Source organism: Peribacillus sp. FSL K6-1552, from assembly GCF_038005205.1.
Classification (GTDB): Bacteria; Bacillota; Bacilli; order Bacillales; family DSM-1321; genus Peribacillus; species Peribacillus butanolivorans.
The window spans coordinates 4372837-4396058 of sequence record NZ_JBBOST010000001.1 but is presented as its reverse complement, the minus strand read 5'-3'; the positions used below and the strand labels follow the sequence as shown (position 1 = coordinate 4396058).

23 protein-coding genes and 1 riboswitch are annotated in these 23222 nt (G+C 40.0%); of the genes, 21 read left to right on the top strand and 2 right to left on the bottom strand.

What is annotated here, in order from left to right:
- Positions 1–18: 18 nt before the first annotated feature.
- The 7 genes from ezrA (at position 19) to rarD (ending at position 9167) form a co-directional block, all read left to right on the top strand.
- Positions 19–1713, top strand: a complete 1695-nt coding sequence (gene ezrA, locus NST21_RS21160) for a septation ring formation regulator EzrA (RefSeq protein ID WP_340891032.1) — start codon at positions 19–21, stop codon at positions 1711–1713.
- A gap of 334 nt (positions 1714–2047) precedes the next feature.
- Positions 2048–3196 (top strand): cysteine desulfurase family protein, encoded by a 1149-nt coding sequence (locus NST21_RS21155; RefSeq protein WP_340891031.1) that lies wholly within the window; start codon positions 2048–2050, stop codon positions 3194–3196.
- Entirely contained in the window at positions 3193–4404 is a 1212-nt protein-coding gene (gene thiI / locus NST21_RS21150; RefSeq protein WP_056529393.1) for a tRNA uracil 4-sulfurtransferase ThiI, read from the top strand. The genes NST21_RS21155 and thiI overlap by 4 nt, the downstream gene beginning before the upstream one ends.
- Before the next feature lie 82 nt (positions 4405–4486).
- Positions 4487–4693 carry an alpha/beta-type small acid-soluble spore protein gene (locus NST21_RS21145; RefSeq protein ID WP_056529390.1) on the top strand — a complete coding sequence of 69 codons (207 nt, stop codon included), beginning with the start codon at positions 4487–4489 and terminating at the stop codon, positions 4691–4693.
- Between the two features lie 134 nt (positions 4694–4827).
- Positions 4828–6411, top strand: coding sequence for an acyl-CoA synthetase MbcS (mbcS, locus tag NST21_RS21140; protein ID WP_056529388.1), 1584 nt, complete (start codon positions 4828–4830; stop codon positions 6409–6411).
- 145 nt (positions 6412–6556) lie between these two features.
- The gene (locus NST21_RS21135; RefSeq protein ID WP_340892595.1) at positions 6557–8158 is read left to right on the top strand and encodes an amidohydrolase; all 1602 of its coding nucleotides are present in this window, start codon (positions 6557–6559) and stop codon (positions 8156–8158) included.
- Between the two features lie 79 nt (positions 8159–8237).
- The gene (gene rarD, locus NST21_RS21130) at positions 8238–9167 is read left to right on the top strand and encodes an EamA family transporter RarD (RefSeq protein ID WP_056529382.1); all 930 of its coding nucleotides are present in this window, start codon (positions 8238–8240) and stop codon (positions 9165–9167) included.
- A gap of 161 nt (positions 9168–9328) precedes the next feature.
- Here rarD and NST21_RS21125 read toward each other — a convergent pair whose 3' ends face one another.
- A complete protein-coding gene (locus tag NST21_RS21125) occupies positions 9329–10156 on the bottom strand; it encodes a protein-glutamine gamma-glutamyltransferase (protein ID WP_340891030.1) in 828 nt (275 codons plus the stop codon).
- 217 nt (positions 10157–10373) lie between these two features.
- Positions 10374–10483, top strand: a riboswitch (TPP riboswitch).
- A 131-nt stretch (positions 10484–10614) separates the two neighbouring features.
- Between NST21_RS21125 and NST21_RS21120 the strand changes: the two genes are divergently transcribed.
- From NST21_RS21120 to NST21_RS21100, 5 genes are read left to right on the top strand one after another with little or no spacing between them, the layout of a single operon-like run.
- On the top strand, positions 10615–11619 hold the full coding sequence (locus tag NST21_RS21120; protein ID WP_056529379.1) for an ABC transporter substrate-binding protein: 1005 nt from the start codon (positions 10615–10617) through the stop codon (positions 11617–11619).
- 11 nt (positions 11620–11630) lie between these two features.
- Positions 11631–11915 carry a thiamine-binding protein gene (locus tag NST21_RS21115; protein WP_340891029.1) on the top strand — a complete coding sequence of 95 codons (285 nt, stop codon included), beginning with the start codon at positions 11631–11633 and terminating at the stop codon, positions 11913–11915.
- A complete protein-coding gene (locus NST21_RS21110; protein WP_056529374.1) occupies positions 11912–12694 on the top strand; it encodes an ABC transporter permease in 783 nt (260 codons plus the stop codon). The genes NST21_RS21115 and NST21_RS21110 overlap by 4 nt, the downstream gene beginning before the upstream one ends.
- On the top strand, positions 12678–13421 hold the full coding sequence (locus NST21_RS21105; protein WP_340891028.1) for an ABC transporter ATP-binding protein: 744 nt from the start codon (positions 12678–12680) through the stop codon (positions 13419–13421). Before NST21_RS21110 ends, NST21_RS21105 begins: the two co-directional genes overlap by 17 nt.
- Positions 13422–13439: 18 nt before the next feature.
- A complete protein-coding gene (locus tag NST21_RS21100) occupies positions 13440–14210 on the top strand; it encodes a TatD family hydrolase (RefSeq protein ID WP_340891027.1) in 771 nt (256 codons plus the stop codon).
- Positions 14211–14251: 41 nt separating this feature from the next.
- Here the strand turns inward: NST21_RS21100 and NST21_RS21095 are convergent, their stop codons facing one another.
- Complete coding sequence (locus NST21_RS21095) at positions 14252–15052, bottom strand: NAD kinase (RefSeq protein WP_340891026.1); 801 nt, start codon at positions 15050–15052, stop codon at positions 14252–14254.
- A gap of 204 nt (positions 15053–15256) precedes the next feature.
- Between NST21_RS21095 and sppA the strand changes: the two genes are divergently transcribed.
- The 9 genes from sppA (at position 15257) to NST21_RS21050 (ending at position 23193) form a co-directional block, all read left to right on the top strand.
- A complete protein-coding gene (gene sppA / locus NST21_RS21090) occupies positions 15257–16258 on the top strand; it encodes a signal peptide peptidase SppA (protein WP_056529363.1) in 1002 nt (333 codons plus the stop codon).
- Between the two features lie 12 nt (positions 16259–16270).
- Positions 16271–16813, top strand: coding sequence for an RDD family protein (locus tag NST21_RS21085; protein ID WP_056529359.1), 543 nt, complete (start codon positions 16271–16273; stop codon positions 16811–16813).
- 100 nt (positions 16814–16913) lie between these two features.
- Positions 16914–17606, top strand: coding sequence for a DUF2953 domain-containing protein (locus tag NST21_RS21080; protein WP_340891025.1), 693 nt, complete (start codon positions 16914–16916; stop codon positions 17604–17606).
- A 15-nt stretch (positions 17607–17621) separates the two neighbouring features.
- Positions 17622–18095 (top strand): GerW family sporulation protein, encoded by a 474-nt coding sequence (gene ytfJ / locus NST21_RS21075; protein ID WP_056529354.1) that lies wholly within the window; start codon positions 17622–17624, stop codon positions 18093–18095.
- Positions 18096–18277: 182 nt separating this feature from the next.
- The gene (gene tpx, locus NST21_RS21070; RefSeq protein ID WP_053347295.1) at positions 18278–18778 is read left to right on the top strand and encodes a thiol peroxidase; all 501 of its coding nucleotides are present in this window, start codon (positions 18278–18280) and stop codon (positions 18776–18778) included.
- Positions 18779–19200: 422 nt separating this feature from the next.
- Complete coding sequence (locus NST21_RS21065) at positions 19201–20187, top strand: class I SAM-dependent methyltransferase (protein ID WP_053347294.1); 987 nt, start codon at positions 19201–19203, stop codon at positions 20185–20187.
- A gap of 180 nt (positions 20188–20367) precedes the next feature.
- Positions 20368–21582: an acetate kinase gene (locus NST21_RS21060; RefSeq protein WP_340891023.1), complete on the top strand. Its 1215-nt coding sequence runs from the start codon at positions 20368–20370 to the stop codon at positions 21580–21582.
- 259 nt (positions 21583–21841) lie between these two features.
- Positions 21842–22684: an EcsC family protein gene (locus NST21_RS21055; RefSeq protein WP_053347292.1), complete on the top strand. Its 843-nt coding sequence runs from the start codon at positions 21842–21844 to the stop codon at positions 22682–22684.
- Complete coding sequence (locus NST21_RS21050; RefSeq protein WP_057219331.1) at positions 22681–23193, top strand: MogA/MoaB family molybdenum cofactor biosynthesis protein; 513 nt, start codon at positions 22681–22683, stop codon at positions 23191–23193. Before NST21_RS21055 ends, NST21_RS21050 begins: the two co-directional genes overlap by 4 nt.
- The last annotated feature ends 29 nt before the right edge of the window (positions 23194–23222 follow it).

The following is a 23222-nucleotide window of genomic DNA, read 5'->3' as shown; positions in this document are numbered from 1 at the left end:
TAGAACAGGGGGCTTACCATGGATTACATACTTGGGATAATTGTATTAATTTTAATTTTTATTATTTGGGGTTATTTTTTCAAAAAGAGATTTTTTAAAGAGATTGATCGTCTGGAATCCTGGAAAATAAGCATCATGCACCGCCCCGTGCTAGAAGAGCTTTCTAAAGTCAAACAATTGAACATGACTGGTGAAACAGAGGAAATGTTTGAAAACTGGCGTATTGAATGGGACGCTATCATCACGGATCATATGCCGGAAGTCGAGGAGCTTTTATTCGATGCCGAGGAGTTTGTCGATAAATACCGTTTCAGCCGTTCAAAAGAGGTACAGCGGAAAATTACAGTCAAGCTGAATGAAATTGAAGAAATGATTAAAAAGATTCTGTACGAATTAAATGAACTTGTAGGAAGTGAGGAAAAGAATAGATTAGAAATTGAAGATATTAAGGAATCTTACCGTCAATTGAAGAAATCATTGCTTGCACACCGCCATAATTATGGGAAAGCTGCTGAAAAGCTAGAGGCCTCTTTGGATGAAGTATTGCAGATCCTTCAAAAGTATGAAGAAGAAACTGAAAATGGAAATTATTTGAACGCTAGGGAGCTTGTACTTTCCATAAAGGGAAAGCTTGCAGTCTTATCTGCTAAAATGGAGATGCTTCCAAAATTATTGGTTGATAGTCAATCCGAGCTGCATTCACAACTTCATGAATTAAAGGATGGATATGAGGAAATGTCCGGACAAGGGTATCAGTTAAGTCATATTCAATTCGAGCAGGAGATTTCACGGCTTGAGGAAGAACTGGATCTATATAAAACACAATTGGAAAATGCCGAAACTGAAGCTGTTGATAAAGGGATTAAAGAGATGCGCGAAAGCATTGAGGTGCTTTATGACCTTCTGGAGAAAGAAGTGCTTTCCAAACAGTATGTCTTGAAAAATGATGAAGTCCTCAGGAAAACGATAAGTGACCTTGAATATGAAAACGATAAACTCAAAGTTGAGACTATACATGTTCAACACACCTATCATCTAACTGAAAATGAGTTGGATGCACAACGGAAAATGGAAAAGCAAATTGTGCAGATTTCGAAACGCCATCAATTGCTTGTCTTGAAGATGGAGGATAATGTGATGGCAAGCTCGCTTATCAGCGAAGAGATGCGAGGGCTTGCTGCACAGTTGAACGAATTGCAGGAATACCAGAAAGAATTTACTGTTAAATTACAAGCTTTAAGAAAAGATGAAATGGATGCACGTGAATCACTGGCGGAGTTGAAACGGAAAATGGTTGATACAAGCCGATTAATTGCAAAAAGCAATATTCCTGGCCTGCCTGAAGAGTATAAAGTGGTGCTTCATGATGCAAAAGAAAGCATAGATGACGTTCAAAACAAACTTGAAGAAAAGCCGCTTGACATGGCAGTTGTTTATATCTTTTTAGAAAAAGCAGTCGAACAGGTCAATAAGGTCTACGAAAAGGCGCAAGAGCTAATCGAGCATATGTATTTAGCGGAAAAAGTGATTCAATTCGGAAATCGCTACCGCAGCAGCCACGATACCGTTGCTGATAGCTTAAGAGAGGCAGAAGCGAAATTCCGAAGCTATGAATATCAAGCTGCATTGGAAACAGCAGCCGCGGCTATTGAAAAGGTCGATCCAGGCAGCTTACGAAAAATTGGAGAGAATATAGAAGAAGTTCTTTCCTGAAAACCCGCTATGGCGGGTTTTTTCGTGTGTTTTATTAATGGTAGAAACAATAAAGTTAAGATAACTTCATACTTCCTTATCCAAAATATTGACTAAAAAAAGCGTGAAACGTGATAGATTTCTTGCAGAACGAGTTTTGAGAAGAAAATATAATTAATGTCTATTAAGACAATATCCATACAACTCTCCTTTCATGTTTTCACAGGTGTTTGACCAGCGTTTTACATTCTCTTTCAATTTCAATTATGTTAATATTAGAAGTCGCAACAACAACATTTGAAACGACATATAGAAGTGTGACCATCATAGATACAAAAACATGGAAGGTGAACCCATGATTTATTTTGATAATAGTGCAACAACAAAACCATATTCAGAAGTGATTGAATCTTTCATAAAGGTTTCAACTGACTATTTTGGCAACCCCTCTTCGCTTCACGGGCTTGGGGTTCAGTCAGAAAAATTGCTTTCTGCTGCAAGAAAACAGATAGCTGAATTATTAAAGGTGAAAAGCTCGGAAATTTATTTTACTTCCGGGGGTACAGAAGGAAACAACCTGGCGATTAAAGGAGCCGCTTTTTCACATGCTAACCGAGGGAAACATATTATCACGACAGCAATTGAACATCCTTCTGTAGAAGATGCATGCCATTCATTAACGAAACAGGGATATGAAATTACTTATCTTCCTGTAAATGAATATGGTCAGATAGCATTAGCAGATCTCAAACATGCTTTAAGAGAAGATACCATTTTAGTATCCGTTATGCATGTTAATAATGAAGTGGGCTCGATACAACCAATTGTTGAAATTGGAAAATTGTTGAGGGAATACCCACAGGTACTCTTCCATGTTGATAACGTTCAGGGTGCTGGAAAGATTTCTCTTTCACTGCGTGATGCTAATGTGGATTTATGTACCATATCCGGTCACAAAGTTCACGGCTTAAAGGGAACAGGCATCCTTTACATGCGTGATGGCGTCCGGATCGATCCACTTTTTCACGGTGGCAATCAAGAGACGAAAATCAGGAGCGGCACCGAAAATGTCGCGGGAATCGTCGCTCTTTCAAAAGCCTTCCGTATTAGTATGAACAACCAGTTGCTGTATCATGATAAGCTACAGCAAATCAATAAATATTTATATAAAGGTTTGCAAGAGATGGATGGAGTACTAGTTAACAGTCCTGAAGAGGGAGCACCTCATATTTTGAATTTTTCCGTTCCGGGACTCAAATCAGAAGTATTGCTTCATGCTCTTGAAGTGGATGGGATATATGTTTCGACGACTAGTGCCTGCTCTTCGAAAAAGAGAACGGTAAGCAAAACGGTAGATGCAATGTTCCATAATCAAGCTCGTTCCGAAAGTGTTATCCGAATCAGTACTACCTATAGCAATGAAATGGAAGAAGCAGAAAAAGTTCTGGCGGCGATACAGAAAATAGTCGCTAATTTAGAAAAAATAATGAGGGTTGCAAAATGAAATTTGATCATATAATTATTCGCTATGGCGAAATCTCTACGAAAAAAAGAAACCGTAAAGGCTTTGTGGACAAGATGAAGGCGCATATCCGCTGGAGTTTAAAGGATATCGAGGGCGTTGTGCTTACAGCCAATCGGGAACGGATGTATGTTCTCTTAAACGGGGTCGACCATAAGCCCGTTATTGAACGATTAAAAGGAATTTTTGGCATCCAGTCTTTAAGTCCTGCGATTAAAATTGAACGTGATTTAGAAGTGATGAAAACGGCTGCGTTATATTATCTTAATCATACTCTTGAAGAAGTGGGCACGTTTAAAATCACGACAAAACGAGCAGATAAAGACTTTCCATACAATACCGATGAAATTAACCGGGCACTTGGCGGCCATTTGCTTCGCAACACAGAAGATTTAAAGGTGGATGTAAAAAATCCCGATTTGAATCTGCTTGTTGAAGTAAGACGTGAAGCAGTGTATTTAACGGGTGAGATCATTCAGGGAGCTGGTGGTCTTCCATTTGGTTCAAGCGGAAAGGCAATGCTGATGCTTTCAGGAGGGATTGATAGCCCTGTTGCCGGATTCCTATCTATGAAACGTGGATTGGATGTAGAAGCCATCCATTTTTACAGCCCTCCTTTCACAAGTGAGCGTTCACGTCAAAAGGTAATTGACTTGGCCGGCAAGCTTGCTGAGATAAATGGCAGCATGAAAGTGCATATCGTTCCGTTTACGGAAATTCAGCTGTTAATTCAAAAACAGATTCCAGAGAACTATTCTATGACGACAACTCGTCGTTTAATGATGCGAGTAGCCGATCAAATCCGTGAAAAAGAAGAAGCAATGGCACTGATCACCGGTGAAAGCCTTGGACAGGTAGCGAGTCAGACGATGAGCAGCATGTATGCCATCAATGAGGTGACGAATACACCAATTCTACGTCCGTTGATTACAATGGATAAAACGGAAATCATCAAAATTGCCAGAGAGCTCGATACCTTTGAAATATCCAATCTTCCATACGAAGATTGTTGCACGGTCTTTACGCCAGCAAGCCCTAAAACAAAACCGAAACGTGAAAAAGTCAATTACTATGAAAGCTTCGTTGACTTCGAATCGTTAATTGCAAAAGCGGTGTCGGACACAGAAGTATTGACGGTTACACCGGGGCAGACATTCGATAAAGAAGAAGCAATGGAAGATTTATTTTAATATCCTAGAATTACCAATAAATAAGTACGAATGAAGCCATGTGTTTTAACACACTCTATAATCACAAGGAGGTGAAAAACACATGGCAAACAACAACAGCTCAAACGAATTATTGGTACCTGGAGTAGAACAAGCTCTAGAACAAATGAAATACGAAATCGCTTCAGAATTCGGCGTACAACTTGGTGCCGACACAACATCTCGCGCTAACGGTTCAGTTGGTGGAGAAATCACAAAACGCCTTGTTCAAATGGCTGAACAACAATTAGGCGGAGGATACAAACGATAATTTAATAAATATGGCTACAGAGAGCGGGTTCTTAACCCGCTCTCTTTATTTATTTGTAAAAATACATAGATATATTAGAGAAGTATCTTGTATAATGAGTAGGTACTAAGAGTTCATAATTGGAGGGGAAGCAAATGAAACGTGAAGATTTATTAGCTCCGGAACATTACAACTTAGTGAGTGAAATGGAACATTTTGCAAAAAATCCAGAAAAAGTTGCTGTACTTTGGGAAAGCGAATCCGGAGACAAAAAACAACTTACATATGAGAACTTAATAAAAAGTGCAAATAAAATCGGGAATGCCTTCCAGAAAAAGGGGCTTGGGAAAGGTGATACGGTCCTTATCATCATCCCGCGTTTAGTAGAAGCTTATCAAGTGTATTTAGCCGCTTTGAAAATCGGCATGATTGTCATTCCTTGTTCTGAAATGCTCCGCGCGAAGGATTTGGAGTTTCGAATCAATCACGGTGATGTAAAAGGAATTGTTAGTTATCATGAATACACTCATGAATTTGATGAAGTAAAGGGAGCGGAAAATCTTCTTAAATTCTCAATCGGAAAACAAATGGAGAATTGGCTTGATTTGAATGAGCTTGCTGACGCGGAATCTGATCAGCTGCCTATGGCAGCTACAAAGAGTGAGGATATGGCCTTCTTATCGTATACTTCCGGAACAACAGGAAATCCCAAAGGAGTCGTCCACACACATGGATGGGCGTATGCCCATCTGAAAACGTCTGCAGCAAACTGGCTGGGCATTAGTGAAGGAGATGTGGTTTGGGCAACGGCTGGACCTGGGTGGCAAAAATGGATTTGGAGTCCGTTTTTGGCGGTTCTTGGCACAGGAGCAACTGGCCTTGCTTATCACGGAAAGTTTGAAGCGAAAAAATATCTACAGTTGCTGCAGGACTACAAAGTGAATGCGCTATGCTGTACACCAACAGAATACCGTCTGATGGCCAAGGTGGATAACCTTGACGACTATAATCTATCCGATCTTCATAGTGCTGTATCAGCGGGGGAACCTTTAAACCAAAAAGTGTTTGAGGTTTTTAAAAATCATTTTCATATCGAAGTCCGCGATGGATATGGACAAACTGAAAACACACTGTTGGTAGGTGTAACAAAAGGCATGGAAATTAAACTGGGCTCAATGGGCAAACCAACTCCGGGCAACCATGTAGAAATCATTGATGATACCGGTAAGCCTTGTCCTCCTGGTGTGGTAGGGGATATTGCAGTGCATGTAAATACACCTGCTCTCTTTAAAGAATATTTTAAAGATCCAGAGCGAACAGCAAAGCAATTCCGTGGTGACTACTATATAACTGGCGATCAAGCGAAAATGGATGAAGAAGGCTATTTCTGGTTTGAAGGTCGTTCTGACGATATCATCATCAGCTCTGGATACACCATTGGACCATTTGAAGTAGAAGATGCACTCGTTAAACATCCATATGTGAAAGAATGTGCTGTTATAGCCAGTCCTGATGAAATACGCGGAAATGTGGTTAAAGCGTACATCGTGTTAATAGACGAAATAGATCCGAACAGCCCAGACTTAATCAAGACACTGCAAAAGCATGTAAAAGAATTGACAGCGCCGTATAAATACCCAAGGAAGATTGAATTTTTAGAAGAACTTCCTAAAACGACCTCCGGCAAAATCAAACGAGTAGATTTAAGGAAAAGAGAAGAGACACTTCTTAATAAATAAATCAAAATCATTACCGTCAGCCCTCCGGCTGGCGTTTTTTTAAATAACAGAGGATTTTTCAAAATCAAAAATATGGGAATTCATGAAATGAGATGTTACACTTACTGCATATTACGAAACATTTAATAAGGAGTGTAAAACGGTGATGGGAACGTTATGGTTCAATGGGTCGATTTATACGATGATAAAAGAAGAAGATCAAGTGGAGGCAGTCTTCACTGACAATGGTGTGATCGTTGATACCGGCAGGCTTGCCTATATAAAAGAAAAATATGCTGACAATATTTCCAGGGAAATCGACTTAAAAGGACAAACTATGCTACCGGGATTAGTAGATAGTCATCTTCATTTGGTCGGGCATGGTGAACGACTGCTCCGTTTAGACCTTTCTTTGATGAATAGCCGGGAGTCCATCATGAGTTCCGTAAAGAAAAAGTGCGAAATAACACCGGCTGGAAAGTGGATTGTTGCTGAGGGCTGGAATGAAAATGAATGGCCTAGTTCTGAATTGATTCTACGAGATGAACTAGATGCCATATCTACAGAGCATCCAATCGTATTAAAACGGGTATGTCGTCATGCCCTGGTCGTTAATTCTCGTGCCCTTTTAGAAGCAGGGATTACAGAAGAAATAGAAGAACCGTCAGGAGGAGTAATCTGCCGTTATCCCGATGGACGTCTAAATGGTTTGTTTAAAGAAAATCAGGCCCAGAACCTTGTGTTAGACCGTCTTCCCGGCATTGACCAGGGCTATATCGAAAACGCGCTTACAGAGGCCATACAAGACGCATATAAGCTTGGTTTGACTGGTGGGCATACAGAGGATCTTTTTTACTACAATGGCTTCATGCCGACTTATCAGGCGTTTAAATCGGTCATTGAGGGCCGAAACATGACCTTTCGTGCCAATTTGCTCGTTCATCACCAAGCATTTGAAGAGATGCTGGCATCCGGTGGGCGGTATCAAGGAGGCACCCGATATATTAAATTCGATAGTATGAAGATATTTACCGATGGCTCATTAGGAGGACGTACGGCCCTGTTGAGTGAGCCTTATGAAGATCAAAAGGATACGAATGGTGTGGCTATTTTCACTGAAAAGGAACTGCAGGAATTGGTGCAAAAAGCAAGGCAGGCTGATATGCCGATTGCTGTTCATGCCATTGGTGATCTCGCATTTGATTATGTCCTGAATGCGATTGAAGCTTTTCCACCTAAAAAGGGTCTTCGGGACCGGCTTATACATGCACAGATTGTTCGCCCAGAACTCTTGGAGCGTGCCGCAAAACTACCGGTCATCTTTGATATTCAACCAGGTTTCGTACCGTCCGATTTTCCATGGGTCGAAGAAAAGGTTTCAGCAAAATTATTGGAATCCTCTTATGCCTGGAAAACGTATTTGAAGCTGGGGATCATTTGTGCGGGAGGGTCAGATGCACCGATTGAACCATTAAATCCAATTTTGGGGATTCATGCAGCTGTTACAAGGAAAAAGATTAACAGTGATGATGAAACAGTGTACGGCATGGATGAAAGGCTTTCTGTTTATGACGCTTTCGCGCTTTATACAAAAGGCAGTGCGGCTGCGATTGGTCTTGAAAACCGGCGTGGTCAGATCATTAAGGGATACGACGCCGATTTTACCGTGTTTAACCGGGATGTCTTAGCTATAGAGCCAGATGATCTTCTGAAAGTTGAAGCGGTCATGACGGTCATTGACGACCGAATAATGTATGATAAAAAATAACAGTTGCAAAACATGAAATAGGTAAGCAAAATATTAATAGGATTTCGATAAAGGAATGTAATTAGAAAGAAGGCAGGTTATGAAAATAAATGAACAAAAAGAAGGGGCGATATATGCCGCCCTTTCTTATTTAATGTGGGGAGTCGTACCAATTTACTGGAAGTTCCTTCAGGGAGTTGGTGCAATAGAGATTTTAGCTCAGCGGGTGTTATGGTCTTTCGTCTTCATGCTTGTTTTATTGATGTTTATGAAAAAATGGGGAGCATTTCTTGATTATGTCAAAAACATAATGGGAAATCCCAAATTATTCGCGGCATTGCTTACGGCATCACTGCTTGTTACAGCTAATTGGGGAGTGTTCATCTGGGCTGTTAATTCGGGCCGGATTCTCGACACGAGCCTCGGCTATTATATCAATCCGCTAGTCAGTGTTTTGTTGGGAGTAATAGTCTTAAAGGAAAAATTGAGCGGGGCACAGATTGTGTCGTTCCTGCTCGCAGGAATCGGTGTATTGATACTTGGTATTCATTTCGGTACGATCCCCTGGGTCTCTCTAGTTTTAGCCATGACATTTGGGTTATACGGTCTGGCAAAAAAAATGATAAAGGCAGAATCAGCAATCGGACTGACACTCGAAACGATGATGGTAACCCCTCTTGCTCTAGGTTACTTGATATATTTGATGTTCCAATCCGAATCACAATTTTTAACCTCAGGGAGCACAAGCTTGCTGTTAGTTGGCGGTGGGATTGCCACGGCTCTACCGCTATTATATTTTGCAAAAGGGGCAGAAAAGATACCGTTATCGATGCTTGGCATTTTTCAGTATATTGCTCCAACCTTAACCTTGTTAATCGGGGTATTTGTCTATCATGAAAGTTTTACAAAAGCACATCTTTTAGCCTTTTTATTCATTTGGTCTGCCTTGGTGGTTTATACGCTTTCCATTACAAAATGGGGGAAGGCAGGGACACGTAGGTTTAAAGAAAAAAGAAACTTTGGTGCATAAAAAGAAAAAACGCTTGAGGAAATCCATTTCCCAAGCGTTTTTTTTATAGTGATACACGTCACCCTGAAAAAAATTGTTAGTGAGTGTCGAGTTTCACAAGCTATTAAAATAAACTAAAAGAGATTTTAAATCTATATCTTTAATAAGAGAAACTGTTAATCCTACGCTAGAAAGGTTTTCGAGCCTATTTCAGAAACAATTATATTGGATAGGCAGTCATGAAGTGACACGGGGTTATTACGGGGGATATTTGGCTTGAATTGACTATAGTGGGAACTATTTATGCTTATAATATGCTTTGTTAGGAACGCTGAAATGATGGCATTCCACTTTCTATTGCTATTTAATTCATCGATGATTCCTTGCTGATTGGTAATCCCAATCCCATGGCCATAAAAGAGGTTTTCTCCAAGGAATATCGCATTTTCCCCTTGCCATTCTGGAGTGCTCGGGTCGTAATCTGGGTTTTTGAAGTAAACACAGTCGCCTGGTACATAATCTTTCCCTTCATGAAATCGAAGAATCAAATTCTGCGGATAGTGCCAGTCATATAGAGTAAGGCCTGAAAAAAGACGGTCAAAATTCTTAGGACCAACCGTATCTAAAACAGCTTTTAAAAAAACAATGACTATCGCTGTCCCGCATTCGAAAGCGTAAAGACTTCCGTTTATGAAAATATCCTCAAGTGCCAGATGGGGGGGGACCCTTGGCTTAAGCTCAAATGCTCCATCTTTTGTAAGTCGCCAATATTGTTCATTGCATACAGAATCCTCGAGTATTGTAAATTCAGGATTACTCTTATCTAACGAAACAGCAGCTTTATTGACTTGCAGCCTCATCTCTATATCGAATTTAAGATCTTCCATTGTCTTATATACAAAAATATTCGGATATCTCCACATTAATTGGAGAATTTCTAATGCTTTTTCAGATATTATACCTGGTTGGATTTGACTGACATCTATCCATTTTTGATTAATCTTTATCATAATCATATCCACCTCTTGGTCACAAAATTAAATGATTAATTCAAGTGGTTCAAGAACTATTACAGTGTAATAATTATTATATGAGTTGCTGAACAATACTGATCAAATTTTATTCCTATTACTGAGGATGATCAGAATGGCCAATCGTTAGAAGAAGCAAATTAGTATTCCCTTTTCTGTATGAATTGATATAATGAGAGAGAAAAGTTCATATGTGCAAGAAATGTAGGGGAGCCGGTATTGCTGGCTGAGATTGCGTCCTTAAGATGCTGACTCTTTGAACCTGATCTGGATGATGCCAGCGGAGGGAACATATTATGACTGACTTTCTGTTTTGTATGTTAACGTCCGAATTCATCCTCGGGCGTTTTTGTTTTTTAATCTATTATTTGGATGGGGACTGGCACCCAATAAAGTTTCGGCATATGGACCTTATATAATGTGTAGGAGGAAAAATAGTGAATAAATTATTGCCACTGTTAACTTTGTTATTCCTTTTAGCTGGATGTGGTGCTGGCGGCACTACTGAAAAGGAAGAAGCAGGTAAAAATGAAGACAATAAAGAATTAAAAAAGGTTTCGGTTGTTCTCGATTGGACACCGAATACAAACCATACAGGATTGTATGTAGCGAAGGAAAAAGGGTATTTTAAAGAACAAGGCCTGGATGTAGAAATTATCATGCCAGGTGAGGCAGGAGCTGATAAGCTTGTGGCTTCAGGGAAATCAGAATTTGGCGTGAGCTACCAGGAGGGCATTACACAGGCTCGCGTGCAAGGCGTGCCGATTGTTTCGTTAGCGGCTGTCATCCAGCATAATACCTCAGGATTCGCTTCTCCTGTGGCTAAAAATATTAAAACGCCTAAGGATTTTGAAGGGAAAACGTATGGTGGCTGGGGGTCTCCAGTTGAAAAGGCTATCATCGAATCTCTCATGACAAAAGACAATGCGGATGTAAATAAAGTGGAAATAGTAAATACAGGCGACTCGGATTTTTTCACTTCAGTGAAAAGAGATATTGATTTCGCTTGGATTTATTATGGATGGACAGGTATTGAGGCTGAATTGCGAAATGAAAAGCTGAATATGGTTTACTTAACTGATTACTCAGATAAGCTCGATTACTATACGCCTGTTTTGACCACAAATGAAAAGATGATTAAAGAGGATCCAGATACTGTTAAAGCGTTCGTAGAGGCAACTTCGAAAGGGTACCAGTTTGCGATTAAGAATCCTGATGATGCAGCAGACATTTTAATCAAGGCTGCACCAGATCTAGATAAAAAGCTAGTGAAGAAAAGCCAGAAGTGGCTTGCATCTAAGTATCAGGATGATGCTCCTAGATGGGGTGAACAAAAGCTTGAAATTTGGAAGAATTATAGTGAGTGGATGACTGAAAATAATCTTCTTGAAGGTGATTTCGATCCTGAGAAAGCATTTACCAATGAATTTTTACCACAATAGGAGGAACTACAATGGCAAACTCATTAATTAGTATACAAATTATTCCTAAAGGGGAAAATGTCATCCCCTTAGTCGATGAAGCGATCAAAATCATCGATGAATCAGGTGTCAAGTACGAGGTGCACCCGCTTGAAACAACAATGGAAGGTGAGCTTTCTGTGCTTCTGGCCGTTATAGAAAAAATGAATGTAAGAATGATTGAAATAGGTTCGCCGAATGTCATTTCCCAAGTGAAAATATTGTACCAGCCTAGCGGAATCACGATGGATACGTTAACGGAGAAATATCGGCCATGAGCGGAAGAAAGATTTGGAAGAAGGGGGCTCCCTTCTTTCTTTTATTATTGTTGCTAATAGTGTGGGAGTTAGCAACAGGCTTATTAAAGGTTGAAAAATGGCTACTTCCTGCTCCATCAGCCATTTTTATCGAGGGAATAGAGTCGTTTCATAGCCTTTTTGGACACCTTATATCAACTACTAACCTTGCATTATCTGGTTTTTTTATTGGAAGCTGTATTGGCTTAGTAATTGCTGCTCTCTTACACCTTTTTCCTGGTGTAAAAGATGCGGTTTATCCGCTTCTCATTCTATCACAAAATATTCCTATCATCGTTTTGGCGCCGCTTCTAGTCATCTGGTTTGGCTTTGGTATGCTGCCGAAGCTGATTGTGATTTCTCTCGTATGTTTTTTCCCTCTCGCTGTTGCTTCATTGGACGGTTTTCGCCAGACTCCTTATGAACTTAAGCATTATTTCAAGATGATGGGAGCAGGGAAAATGCAACTATTTTGGAAGCTAGAACTTCCTCACTCGATTCCGTTCATTTTCTCCGGACTGAAAATTTCGGCCACTTACAGTGTAATGGGGGCGGTTATTTCGGAGTGGCTTGGGGCTAAATCGGGGATAGGTGTTTATATGACGCTCGCATCTTCTTCATTTAGGACAGATCGGGTGTTTGTTGCCATTTTTATCATTATGGGACTGAGTCTTCTCTTTTTTGGAATCATTACCATACTTGAAAAATACTTTGTTTCATGGAAGAGAAAGGAGGGTGAAAAGGATGAAGCTGCAAATTAAAGATGTCTCCTATTCTTTTGATGGTAAACAGAATATTTTAGATAATATAAATTTCTATGTGGATGATGGAGAGTTTGTAACCATCCTTGGGCCATCTGGCAGTGGTAAAAGTACATTGTTTCACCTAATCGGGGGCATTTTGAAGCCGCATCATGGCATCATTTCACTGGACAGTAAAAAAATAAATGGCTTAAAGGGTCATATAAGCTATATGCCTCAGCAGCCATCCCTTTTACCTTGGAGAACGGTATTAGAAAATGTTTTGCTAGGAAGCGAACTTTCGGGTGTTAAAGATAAAGAAATGGCAAAAGCTCTATTGATGAAAGCCGGATTAGAAGAGTACGAGAAAGCATATCCACACGAATTATCTGGCGGCATGAAGCAAAGAGCTGCGTTTATTCGAAGTATTTTAAGTCCACAGGAATTGATGTGCCTGGACGAACCCTTTTCTGCCTTGGATGAACTGACAAGATTGCAAATGCAAAAATGGCTGATGTCTGTTTGGGAAGAAAATCGGAGGTCGGTGCTTTTTGTTACGCATAGCATTGATGAAGCGGTTTTCCTTTCCGATAGAATATACGTGTTATCAGCAAAACCAGCAACTGTCATCAAAGAAGTTGTAGTTCCATTTCCAAGGCCAAGAAGTGAGGAACAGCTTCTTAGTGATGAATTTTTCAATTTGAAGAGAGAATTATATGCCGCACTAAAGCCAACTTTTACTACTTAAGTTAGGAGGCAATATAAAATGAAAATCATCGACAGCCATATCCATTTGGATAGGTATGATGAAAGTAAGCAGAAGCAGATTCTCACTGATATGGAAAAGGCACAAGTGGAATCCTTGCTATCTGTTTCCATGAATTTGACCTCGTCCATAAAAAATTATCAGCTTTCCATCAAAGATTCACGTATTAAGCCTGCCTTTGGTTTTCATCCTGAGCAGTCCATCCCAAGTGAAGAAGAAGTGAATGATTTATTGAGTTGGATGCGGGAACATAGGCACAATATGTTTGCTGTAGGTGAGGTAGGGCTGCCATATTACTTAAGGCAAGAAAATCCCAGTATAGATACGTCAGAGTACATAGAGATACTTGATAGGTTCCTTGCTTTTGCGAAAGAGTTTGAAAAACCAGTTATTCTTCATGCGGTCTATGATGATGCGCCTGTTGTTTGCGACCTATTAGAGAAAAATCAAATTACAAAGGCCCATTTTCATTGGTTTAAAGGGGATATCCAGACAGTAGAAAGAATGGTCAAAAACGGGTACCACATTTCCATCACACCTGATGTTTGTTACGAAGAAGAAATACAGGAGTTAGTTTCGGTTTATCCGCTTAAGCAGATGATGCTTGAAACGGATGGCCCATGGCCGTTTGAAGGGGTTTTCAAAGAGGAATGGACCCATCCGGGCATGATGCATGACAGTGCACGTCAAATTGCTTCAATTAAAAACTTACCAATTGAGATTGTATATCAAACCCTTTATCAAAATACCAAAGATTTTTATCATATATAAAAAGGTACCAGATATTATATCTGGTACCTTTTTAGGAAGTTTTATAAAAAAGTCCGTTTTACTTTTTCCCAAAAGGAGTTGTCTTTCAGCTTAACGGTTTTGATGACTTTACCGCTTAATCGGACCTTAACCTTTTCGACATAACTAATGCTCAAGGCTTCATTGTCCAAGCCAATGATTGGATAGCTTGGCCCGTTTTGTTCAAGGTGAACAGTCAATGTTTTATCGCCGCTTAGGATGAATGAAGAACCCAAGGTCCGATAGGTATTGTTATTGATTGAAGCGAGCTCGCTTACCTGAAAGCATGGGAGAAGCGGGTCCACAACGGCCCCATTGACCGATTTATTATAGGCTGTGCTTCCGGTCGGTGTCGCTATAATGATTCCGTCCCCACGGAAGGTTTCAAAATGGATTTGATCAATGAAAATATCCATGATGAACGTTTTGATGATAGAAGTGCGGATACTGAGTTCGTTGAGGGCATAAAAGGAAGGTTGGTCATCTAGTTGAATATCAATAGTTGGGTATTTGCGCACCTCGATTTGCTCTCTAGTCATGGCATCAATCATTTTGTTTGTATCTTCTAGGTGGAAATCACAATACATATTCAAATTTCCTGTGGTGGAAACGCCAGCATATAAACAATCTTCTCTGAATCCGGTTTTACGGACTGCCTGCAAAAAGGTGCCGTCATCACCAATACTTACGATAATGTTGGCTTTTGTGAAGTCTTGGACGATTTCATACGAATATTGCTTTGCCAACTCCGTTAGACGTTCGACCTTGTTCAGCATCTCTGCATTTGAAGCGTGGAAAAAATAAATATTCTTTCGAGTGTTCATCATGATCCCCCTAGTATGCATAGTGATGAAAGGGCTTTCTTTTTTCTGTATAAGGGAAAGCCGATATTACAAAGTGTACCTTCTCATTTCCAATTAGAGGATTATTTGCTACAATTTTATATGTCTTAGTTTATCATGGATTGAAACATTTTTGTATGCAGTTCGTATGGTAAGAAGGATATATATATTTAAGGGGGAACACAGATGAATGGAAAGCGTTGGGCAGCACTTGGAATCGCAGCCGTTTTATTTTTTGTCTCTATTGTTGTAGGGACGGCAACGACTGTATTTACAGCTGATACGGAAAATATTATTGATGAATTATTTGCTTCCGACAGCGAGTTTTACGAAGAAGTTATAGAAGGCGAAGATTTCTCAAATGTTATTGCGGTATTTGATGTAGAAGGTACAATCCAAGATACTGGAGAAGCTTCATTACTTAGTTCAGCAACATATAATCACAGAGCCTTCATGGATAAGTTGAAAATGGCTGAAGAAAATGACGATATTAAAGGAATTATCTTGCGTGTAAATTCTCCTGGCGGCGGTGTTGTGGAAAGTGCTGAGATTTATGATAAGATCCTTGATATTAAAAAGGTGAAAAAACCAGTTTATGTTTCTATGGGTTCAATGGCAGCTTCTGGCGGATATTATATTTCTGCTCCAGCTGATAAGATTTATGCTAGCCCAGAAACAATGACGGGTTCACTTGGAGTCATTATGCATGGGTATAATTACGAGAAACTAGCTAAAAAGTATGGAGTTGAGTTTGAAACAATCAAAAGCGGTCCACACAAAGATATTATGAGTCCGTCTCGGGAAATGACTGATGAAGAACGCGAAATCCTCCAAAATATGATTGATAATTCTTATGATCAATTTGTTAAAATCATTGCCGACGGGCGCGGTATGACAGAGAAGGAAGTACGTAAAATTGCTGATGGCCGGATTTATGATGGACGTCAGGCGAAAGAAAACCATTTAATTGATGATTTCGGCCATTTGGATGATGTAATTGCCGCGATGAAAACGGATATCGGTAAAAAAGACGCGCAAGTAATCCGTTATACAGATGAGGCAGGTTTCGGTTCATTATTCAGTATGGGAGCGCAAAAAATGTTGGGCAATGATGTGGAAACGGCTGTTTTGACAAAAATCCTTTCCTCTTCAAATTCTCCACGCTTAATGTATTTGTATGCGGAATAGGGGGGCTGAAGGATGACGGAACGAAATGAAAACAATGAACAAATCGATTCATCCAATCTAAATACAAAGCAAGAAGAAGAAATCGTTCAGCAAGAGCTTTTACCGGCACAGGCAATCGTGGATGATGGCGAAGTGAAGGTAGTTTACTTTGCTGGTTTTTGGTTGAGATTTTGGGCATATTTAGCGGATTTGTTGATTATCGGGAGCTTAAACCGGATTTTGATTCATCCTATTTTTAAGTTTTATAATGGTACAGACAATCTTTGGTTTTCGGCAGAGGCTTTCTTAACGGGAATTGTATTCTTTATTTACTTCGTATTGATGACCAAATACTTAAACCAGACGTTGGGTAAGATGATTTTTGGACTGAAAGTTGTGGCATTGAAAGAAGAGACAGAGTCTATTTCTTGGGGTACAGTATTGTTCAGGGAGCTGATTGGCCGCTATATTTCAAAAGTCACGTGGGTTGGCTATGTGTTGGCGGGTCTTTTACCAAAGAAACAGGCTTTGCATGATGTCTTTGCAGACACAAGTGTTGTTTTAGTTAGAAGATAATTTGTTTTAATTATGAACCTGTAAGAGCGTAATTTTCGCTTCTGCAGGTTTATTTTTTTTTGCCCAAGCCGATAATGATAGGCTGAAAGGGCGTGGATGTATGAAGTGGCTTTTGCTAATTTTGACTATCATCATTGTGGTGCTGCTTCTTCTTGTTTTTACGAAAATAAGAGTGCACTTTGTCTACAAACGTGTTCATAAAAATGACATAATTCATATAAAAGCATCAGCATGGTATGGACTTTTTCATTATACCTTCAAGGTACCTGTCATCAAGAAGGACGATGACTCGGTAGCGATAGTAGTAAAGAAAGAAAAAGGAATGAAGGAAGAAACTAAAAAAGAAGGATTAGATAAAATTACACCGGAAGATTTTCGGGATGGATTGGCTGACATGAAGACACTGCTTCAACATATAGTCAATTTCCATCGGGTCATTCGTCATTTCTTAGGCAAAGTTCAAGTTATAGAATTTGCCTGGCATAGTATGGTCGGTACTAAAAATGCCGCACACACCGGGGTCTTAACAGGGGGCTGCTGGGCGCTTAAAGGTTCCATCATTGGCATATTAACAACCTATTTAAATTTTAAAATCATGCCCTCTTATTCAATTACACCTGACTTTCAGAGGAGGCAGGCCAATACGTCAATTTCCTGCATATTACAATTTAGAATCGGGCAAGCTATGGTGACTGGAATAAAACTGCTTCGATACTGGAAAGGCGGAAGAGTGAAGTTTAAGTCTAAGAAATTAGCGAAGCTGTCAGGTGATTCCAACAAACAATCGTTTTAGAGTGGAGGAATTTAGATGTCAGATCATCCGATCCAAGGGTTGATGAAAGAGGCAATGGAAAATCTGAAAGAAATGGTTGATGTGAATACGATTATCGGAGATCCGGTGGAAACTCCAGATGGTAGTGTCATATTAACCGTATCCAAAGTTGGGTTTGGGTTTGCAGCTGGTGGCAGCGAATTTTTGATTGACGGAAATCATCAAGGCCAGCAAGGTCAGCAGGGCGCTTCCAAGCAGCCTTTTGGGGGCGGTAGCGGTGGTGGAGTATCCATTACACCAATTGCCTTTCTGATTGTCGGCTCACATGGCGTGAAAATGATTCATCTGGATGAAGGGACGCATCTTCTTGAAAAAATGATGGATTTAGCGCCACAGGTAGTCGATAAGATTCAGTCCATGCTTTCTAAAAAAGACAGTAATCAAAAGCAAGGCAGCAGTCAACAATCTACAACGAAAAATCAAGAGCCTAAACAGAATTTAGATTTCTAACTGCGACTCGGCATCCGCCGAGTTTTCTTTTTGCGTATATTTTACAAAATTATTGAAAGGCTTGGAACGTTTAAGTTTAACGCATAGGGGTTTTCACTTTTCTCAATTCAATTAATTGCAAAATTCCGGTAAAACAAATATTATTAGGCTTGTACATAAAGCAGAAAAAGGAGGAATTTTTAATGGCTTCAGTTACATTTAAAAACAACCCGGTCACTTTAGTAGGACCAGAACTAAAAGTGGGGGACAAAGCTCCTGATTTTACCGTATTGGCTAATGATTTATCACCCGTTACATTAAGCGACTCTAAAGGGTCTGTCCGCATTATCAGTGTAGTTCCATCTGTCGATACAGGTGTATGTGATGCACAAACACGTAAGTTCAATGAAGAAGCTGCAAAATTGGATAATGTGAAAGTACTGACGATCAGTAATGATCTTCCTTTCGCACAAAAGCGCTGGTGTGCTGCAAGTGGATTGGACAATGTTCAAGTACTTTCCGATCACCGCGACCTTTCATTCGGTGAAGCTTACGGTGTCGTTATGCAAGAACTTCGTCTATTGGCGCGCTCTGTATTCGTTGTGAACAGCAACGATGAAATCACATTCGTTGAATATGTTAGTGAGGGTACAACTCATCCAAATTACGAAGGTGCAATCGAAGCAGCTAAAGCAGCAAAATAAGATACGAATTCTTAGAAACCGGGCTCATTGTGCCCGGTTTTTTGTTTTAAAGTTTAAAAGGAGGAAATTGTTCAGAGGTTTTTAAATTCTAACCATCCAAGTGAAATCACAAAGATAATCCATAGAACAGTAAGTATTCCATATAGGCAAATAAAAACATAAAATCCCCACTTTAGAATCTTTTTTAGAATCATCAAAAAAATACAACCCCCAAGTCATCAACACTATTAAATTAACATATTTACCTTATATTTACTCATGGTGAAAAAAAGAATGGCTCGCGCGAGATTCCTTATATGCGGACTTTCAAATAGGAAAACAGTACGTTAAACAAGCGAAGAATGATAAGCAGGACGTACGACTTGTATCTCTTTCTTCTTACCTATAAAATAGGGACAGAAGCAAACAGGAGGAATAAATAAGTGAAGTCTACCCCAGTTGAACAATTATTTTATGAATTTGATGAAACAGCCCAAATATTGCAAAGTGAACTATCATGTACATATCTGGATGCCTTAGGAGAAACCGGAGAGAATTTCTTCCAAGGGAAAGTATTACAAGAGGAAATTAGTGAAGTATCGAAGAAAAGGTTAGCAAAGCAATATGCGGATTTTTCACCGGAGAAATATGAAAAGGAAGCCATTCGTAAAGCGTACCAGCTAGCTATATTAAAAGGTATGCAGCAGAGCGTACAGCCGAATCACCATATGACGCCGGATGCAGTAGGTATGTTTGTCAGCTATTTAGTTGGTAAATTTACGAAGAATCAAAAAGAGTTAGTAATGCTCGATCCTGCCGTCGGAACGGGTAACTTACTATTTGCGATTTTGAACCAACTAACGGACAAAGCCATCGCGTCATATGGTGTTGAGATTGATGAAACCTTGATTAGGCTTGCTTATGCAGGTGCCAATCTACAAGAACACCCGCTGCAATTTTTCAATCAGGACAGCTTAGAGCCGCTCTTCATTGATCCTTCAGATGTTGTGGTCAGTGACTTGCCGATTGGTTATTATCCGAATGATGTTCGTGCAACTGAATATGAGTTGAAGGCTGAAAACGGACATTCTTATGCGCATCATTTATTTATCGAGCAAAGTGTTAAGCATGTGAAGGATGGCGGATATTTATTCTTCATTGTTCCGAATAACTTATTTGTCTCGGAAGAAGCCCCTAAGCTCAATGATTTCTTGAAAAAACATACACATATCCAAGGGATGGTTCAGCTACCGCTTTCCATGTTTAAAAATGAAGAGGCTGCGAAAAGCATTCTTATTCTTCAAAAGAAAAAAGAGGATATCGAAGCACCGAAGAAGGCCCTTCTCGTACAACTTCCGAAGTTATCGGATTTCGAAGCGACAAGGTCTGTTATGCAACAGATGGATGATTGGTTTAAAGAGGAAAAATAGATAATAAAAGCTGGTGCCACAGGCATTGGCTTTTATTTTTAGGGAAAAGTGATTATTTTAAATTTTTAAATTTTTATTGGTTGTATCCGCTTACCATGATAAGATTATACAATATACTGCACGTTTCGTAGTGATGATCATAGGAATTGTAGACTAGCTTAGAGTAAAGGAGCAGGATGGATGTCTAAAATTATGGCTATTAATGCAGGCAGCTCTTCTTTGAAGTTTCAGCTTTTTGAGATGCCGAGTGAACAAGTAATTACAAAAGGTCTTGTAGAAAGGATCGGCTTGAAAAATTCCACGTTTACTTTAAGCGTTGAAGGCAAAAAGGTTTCTGAAACGCTGCACATACCCAATCATGAAGTAGCTGTCGGGCTTTTATTAGAAAAACTGATTCACCATCGCATCATAGGCTCATTTGAAGAGATAGATGGTGTAGGGCATCGTGTTGTGCATGGTGGTGAGGTGTTTAGTGACTCAGTCTTGATTACAGAGGATGTAATAGAGGAGATTGAGAAGCTTTCAGATTTAGCTCCCCTTCATAATCCTGCTAATAGCACTGGAATTAAGGCATTCCGGCAAATACTAAGCGAAGTTCCAGCAGTAGCTGTATTCGACACTGCTTTTCATCAAACCATGTCAGCAGGTTCATATATGTATAGCTTACCATTTGAATATTATGAAAAATATGGAATCAGGAAGTATGGGTTCCATGGTACTTCACATAAATATGTGTCCCAGCGTGCCGCAGAAATGATTGGTCGGCCGATTGAACAGCTCCGCTTAATATCCTGTCATTTAGGAAATGGTGCAAGCATTACGGCTATTAAGGGCGGAAAGTCGATTGATACATCGATGGGGTTTACTCCATTGGCCGGAGTTACAATGGGAACGCGTTCAGGCAACATTGACCCTGCATTGATTCCTTATATCATGGAAAGAACAGGGAAAACAGCTGATGAAGTACTGGATGTCTTGAATAAAAAAAGCGGCATTCTAGCTCTTTCTGGCTTTTCCAGCGATCTGCGCGACATCCAAGTGGAAGCAGATAAAGGCAATGAGCGTGCGGAACTCGCACTTGAAGTGTTTGCTGATCGGATCCACAAGTACATAGGTTCCTATACAGCGAAAATGGGAGGTGTGGACGGCATCATTTTTACAGCGGGTATCGGTGAAAACAGTCAAACCATTCGGGGAAGAATCTTGGATGGCCTCGAATTTATGGGCGTATACTGGGATGAGGATCTCAATCGTACCTTGGGTGTGGAAGCGTTTATTAACGCACCGTATTCCCCGGTGAAAGTGATGGTCATTCCGACCAATGAAGAAATCATGATTGTTAGAGATACTGTAAAAATAGCTTTGAGTGAAAGCATTGAAAACGTGACTTCTTGAATCATAGAAAATCTCCTTACCTATTAATTTTTCGGGTAAGGAGATTTTTCTATGATTGCAATCAACTTATTTGTTAAAAGGTGATTCAATAGATTTGAATCCTCACATGGACCCTTCGTATTATCTTTTTGATATCTTATCAGTTAACATATCCGCGAGTACTGAATCCTCATACCAATCATCTAAAGGTTCTTGAAAAGTCTACCTATGGTATAATTAAGGGAGAATCCACCAATTCTGTACATAGGAGGCTTGATGCATGGAATTCACGAATCGGGAAATAACAATTTGGAATGAAATTAGTGAATGGCAGGAAAACCTTTATCAATATGAGCCAACAGACCTGGCAGCATTGTATGATAAATGGCTAGAGCAGGGTTTTTCACTGCTCCCAGAAAACGTCCAACAGCAGTTTTTTGAAAAGCTTGATACCTGGCTTTTTCATTTGCATGCCATGGTTCAGAGCTCACAAGTTCAAATAGATGCAAGAGAGCAGATTTTAGCATCAGCACGGATGTTTAATGAAGATATCGAGACACTTAGTGACCTAAATCTCTTGACGATCGATCAGTTGAATTACATAGCGAATCAGCATATTGCTAAGCACCGCTTATATTCTTTTGCACAAGGCGGAATAAGCGGGTCCGGCGGGCTACTTTTACTTGGAAGTGATATCCCGGCCATGACAGTCATCAATGTTAGGACCGTACAGTTGATTGCGATGTCCTATGGTTTTGAAGTGAATACGCCCTTTGAAATGATGCTGGCTTTAAAGGTATTTAATGCAGGAGCAATGCCGAAGAGGCTTCGAGGAACAGCTTGGGAAGAATTGATTCGGGAAGTTCAGACTGCAGAAGATGACTATTTTTATTTGGGAATTGAAGAACTTACAAATCCGACCTGGATGGAACAGCCACTTAAGCAGTTGCTGAAGGCCGTATCCATTACTATTTTTAGAAAAAAACTAGTTAGGGGCATCCCATTTATCAGCATGGCCATCGGAGCTGGGTCCAATTATCAAATGACCCGCAATGTAAGTGAATTTGCCCAAAAGTTCTATCAGTATCGGTATTTACAGGAAAAGAAGGCTGATGAAGAATGAGTGTCAAGGAACACAAAAAAGCCATCACGGAAGCGATTCGCTGTAAGGTGATAACCGTTAGTGATACACGTAATAAAGAGACTGATAAAAGCGGCGCTCTAATGATTGAATTATTGAAATTAAAAGGGCATGAAGTGACGGAATATGAAATTGTCAAAGATGAACGTGGAGCGATCCAAGGGGCGGTTACTGCTGGCTGCGAAAACAGCCAGGTAGATGTCATCCTAACTAATGGAGGCACTGGCATTGCCAAAAGAGATGTAACAATCGAGGCAGTTAAAGAATTGATGACAAAAGAAATCCCTGGTTTTGGTGAATTGTTCCGGATGCTTAGTTATCAAGAGGACATTGGTTCGGCGGCCATTTTATCGAGGGCCATTGCCGGAGTAGTGAACAACAAGGCAGTTTTTTCCACCCCTGGATCTTCGGGTGCGGTTCGGCTGGCGATGAATAAATTGATTCTACCGGAATTGGGACATGTCGTTGGTGAACTTCGGAAGGATATATAAGAAAAATGTAAAAAAGCCTCAGCTCTCAA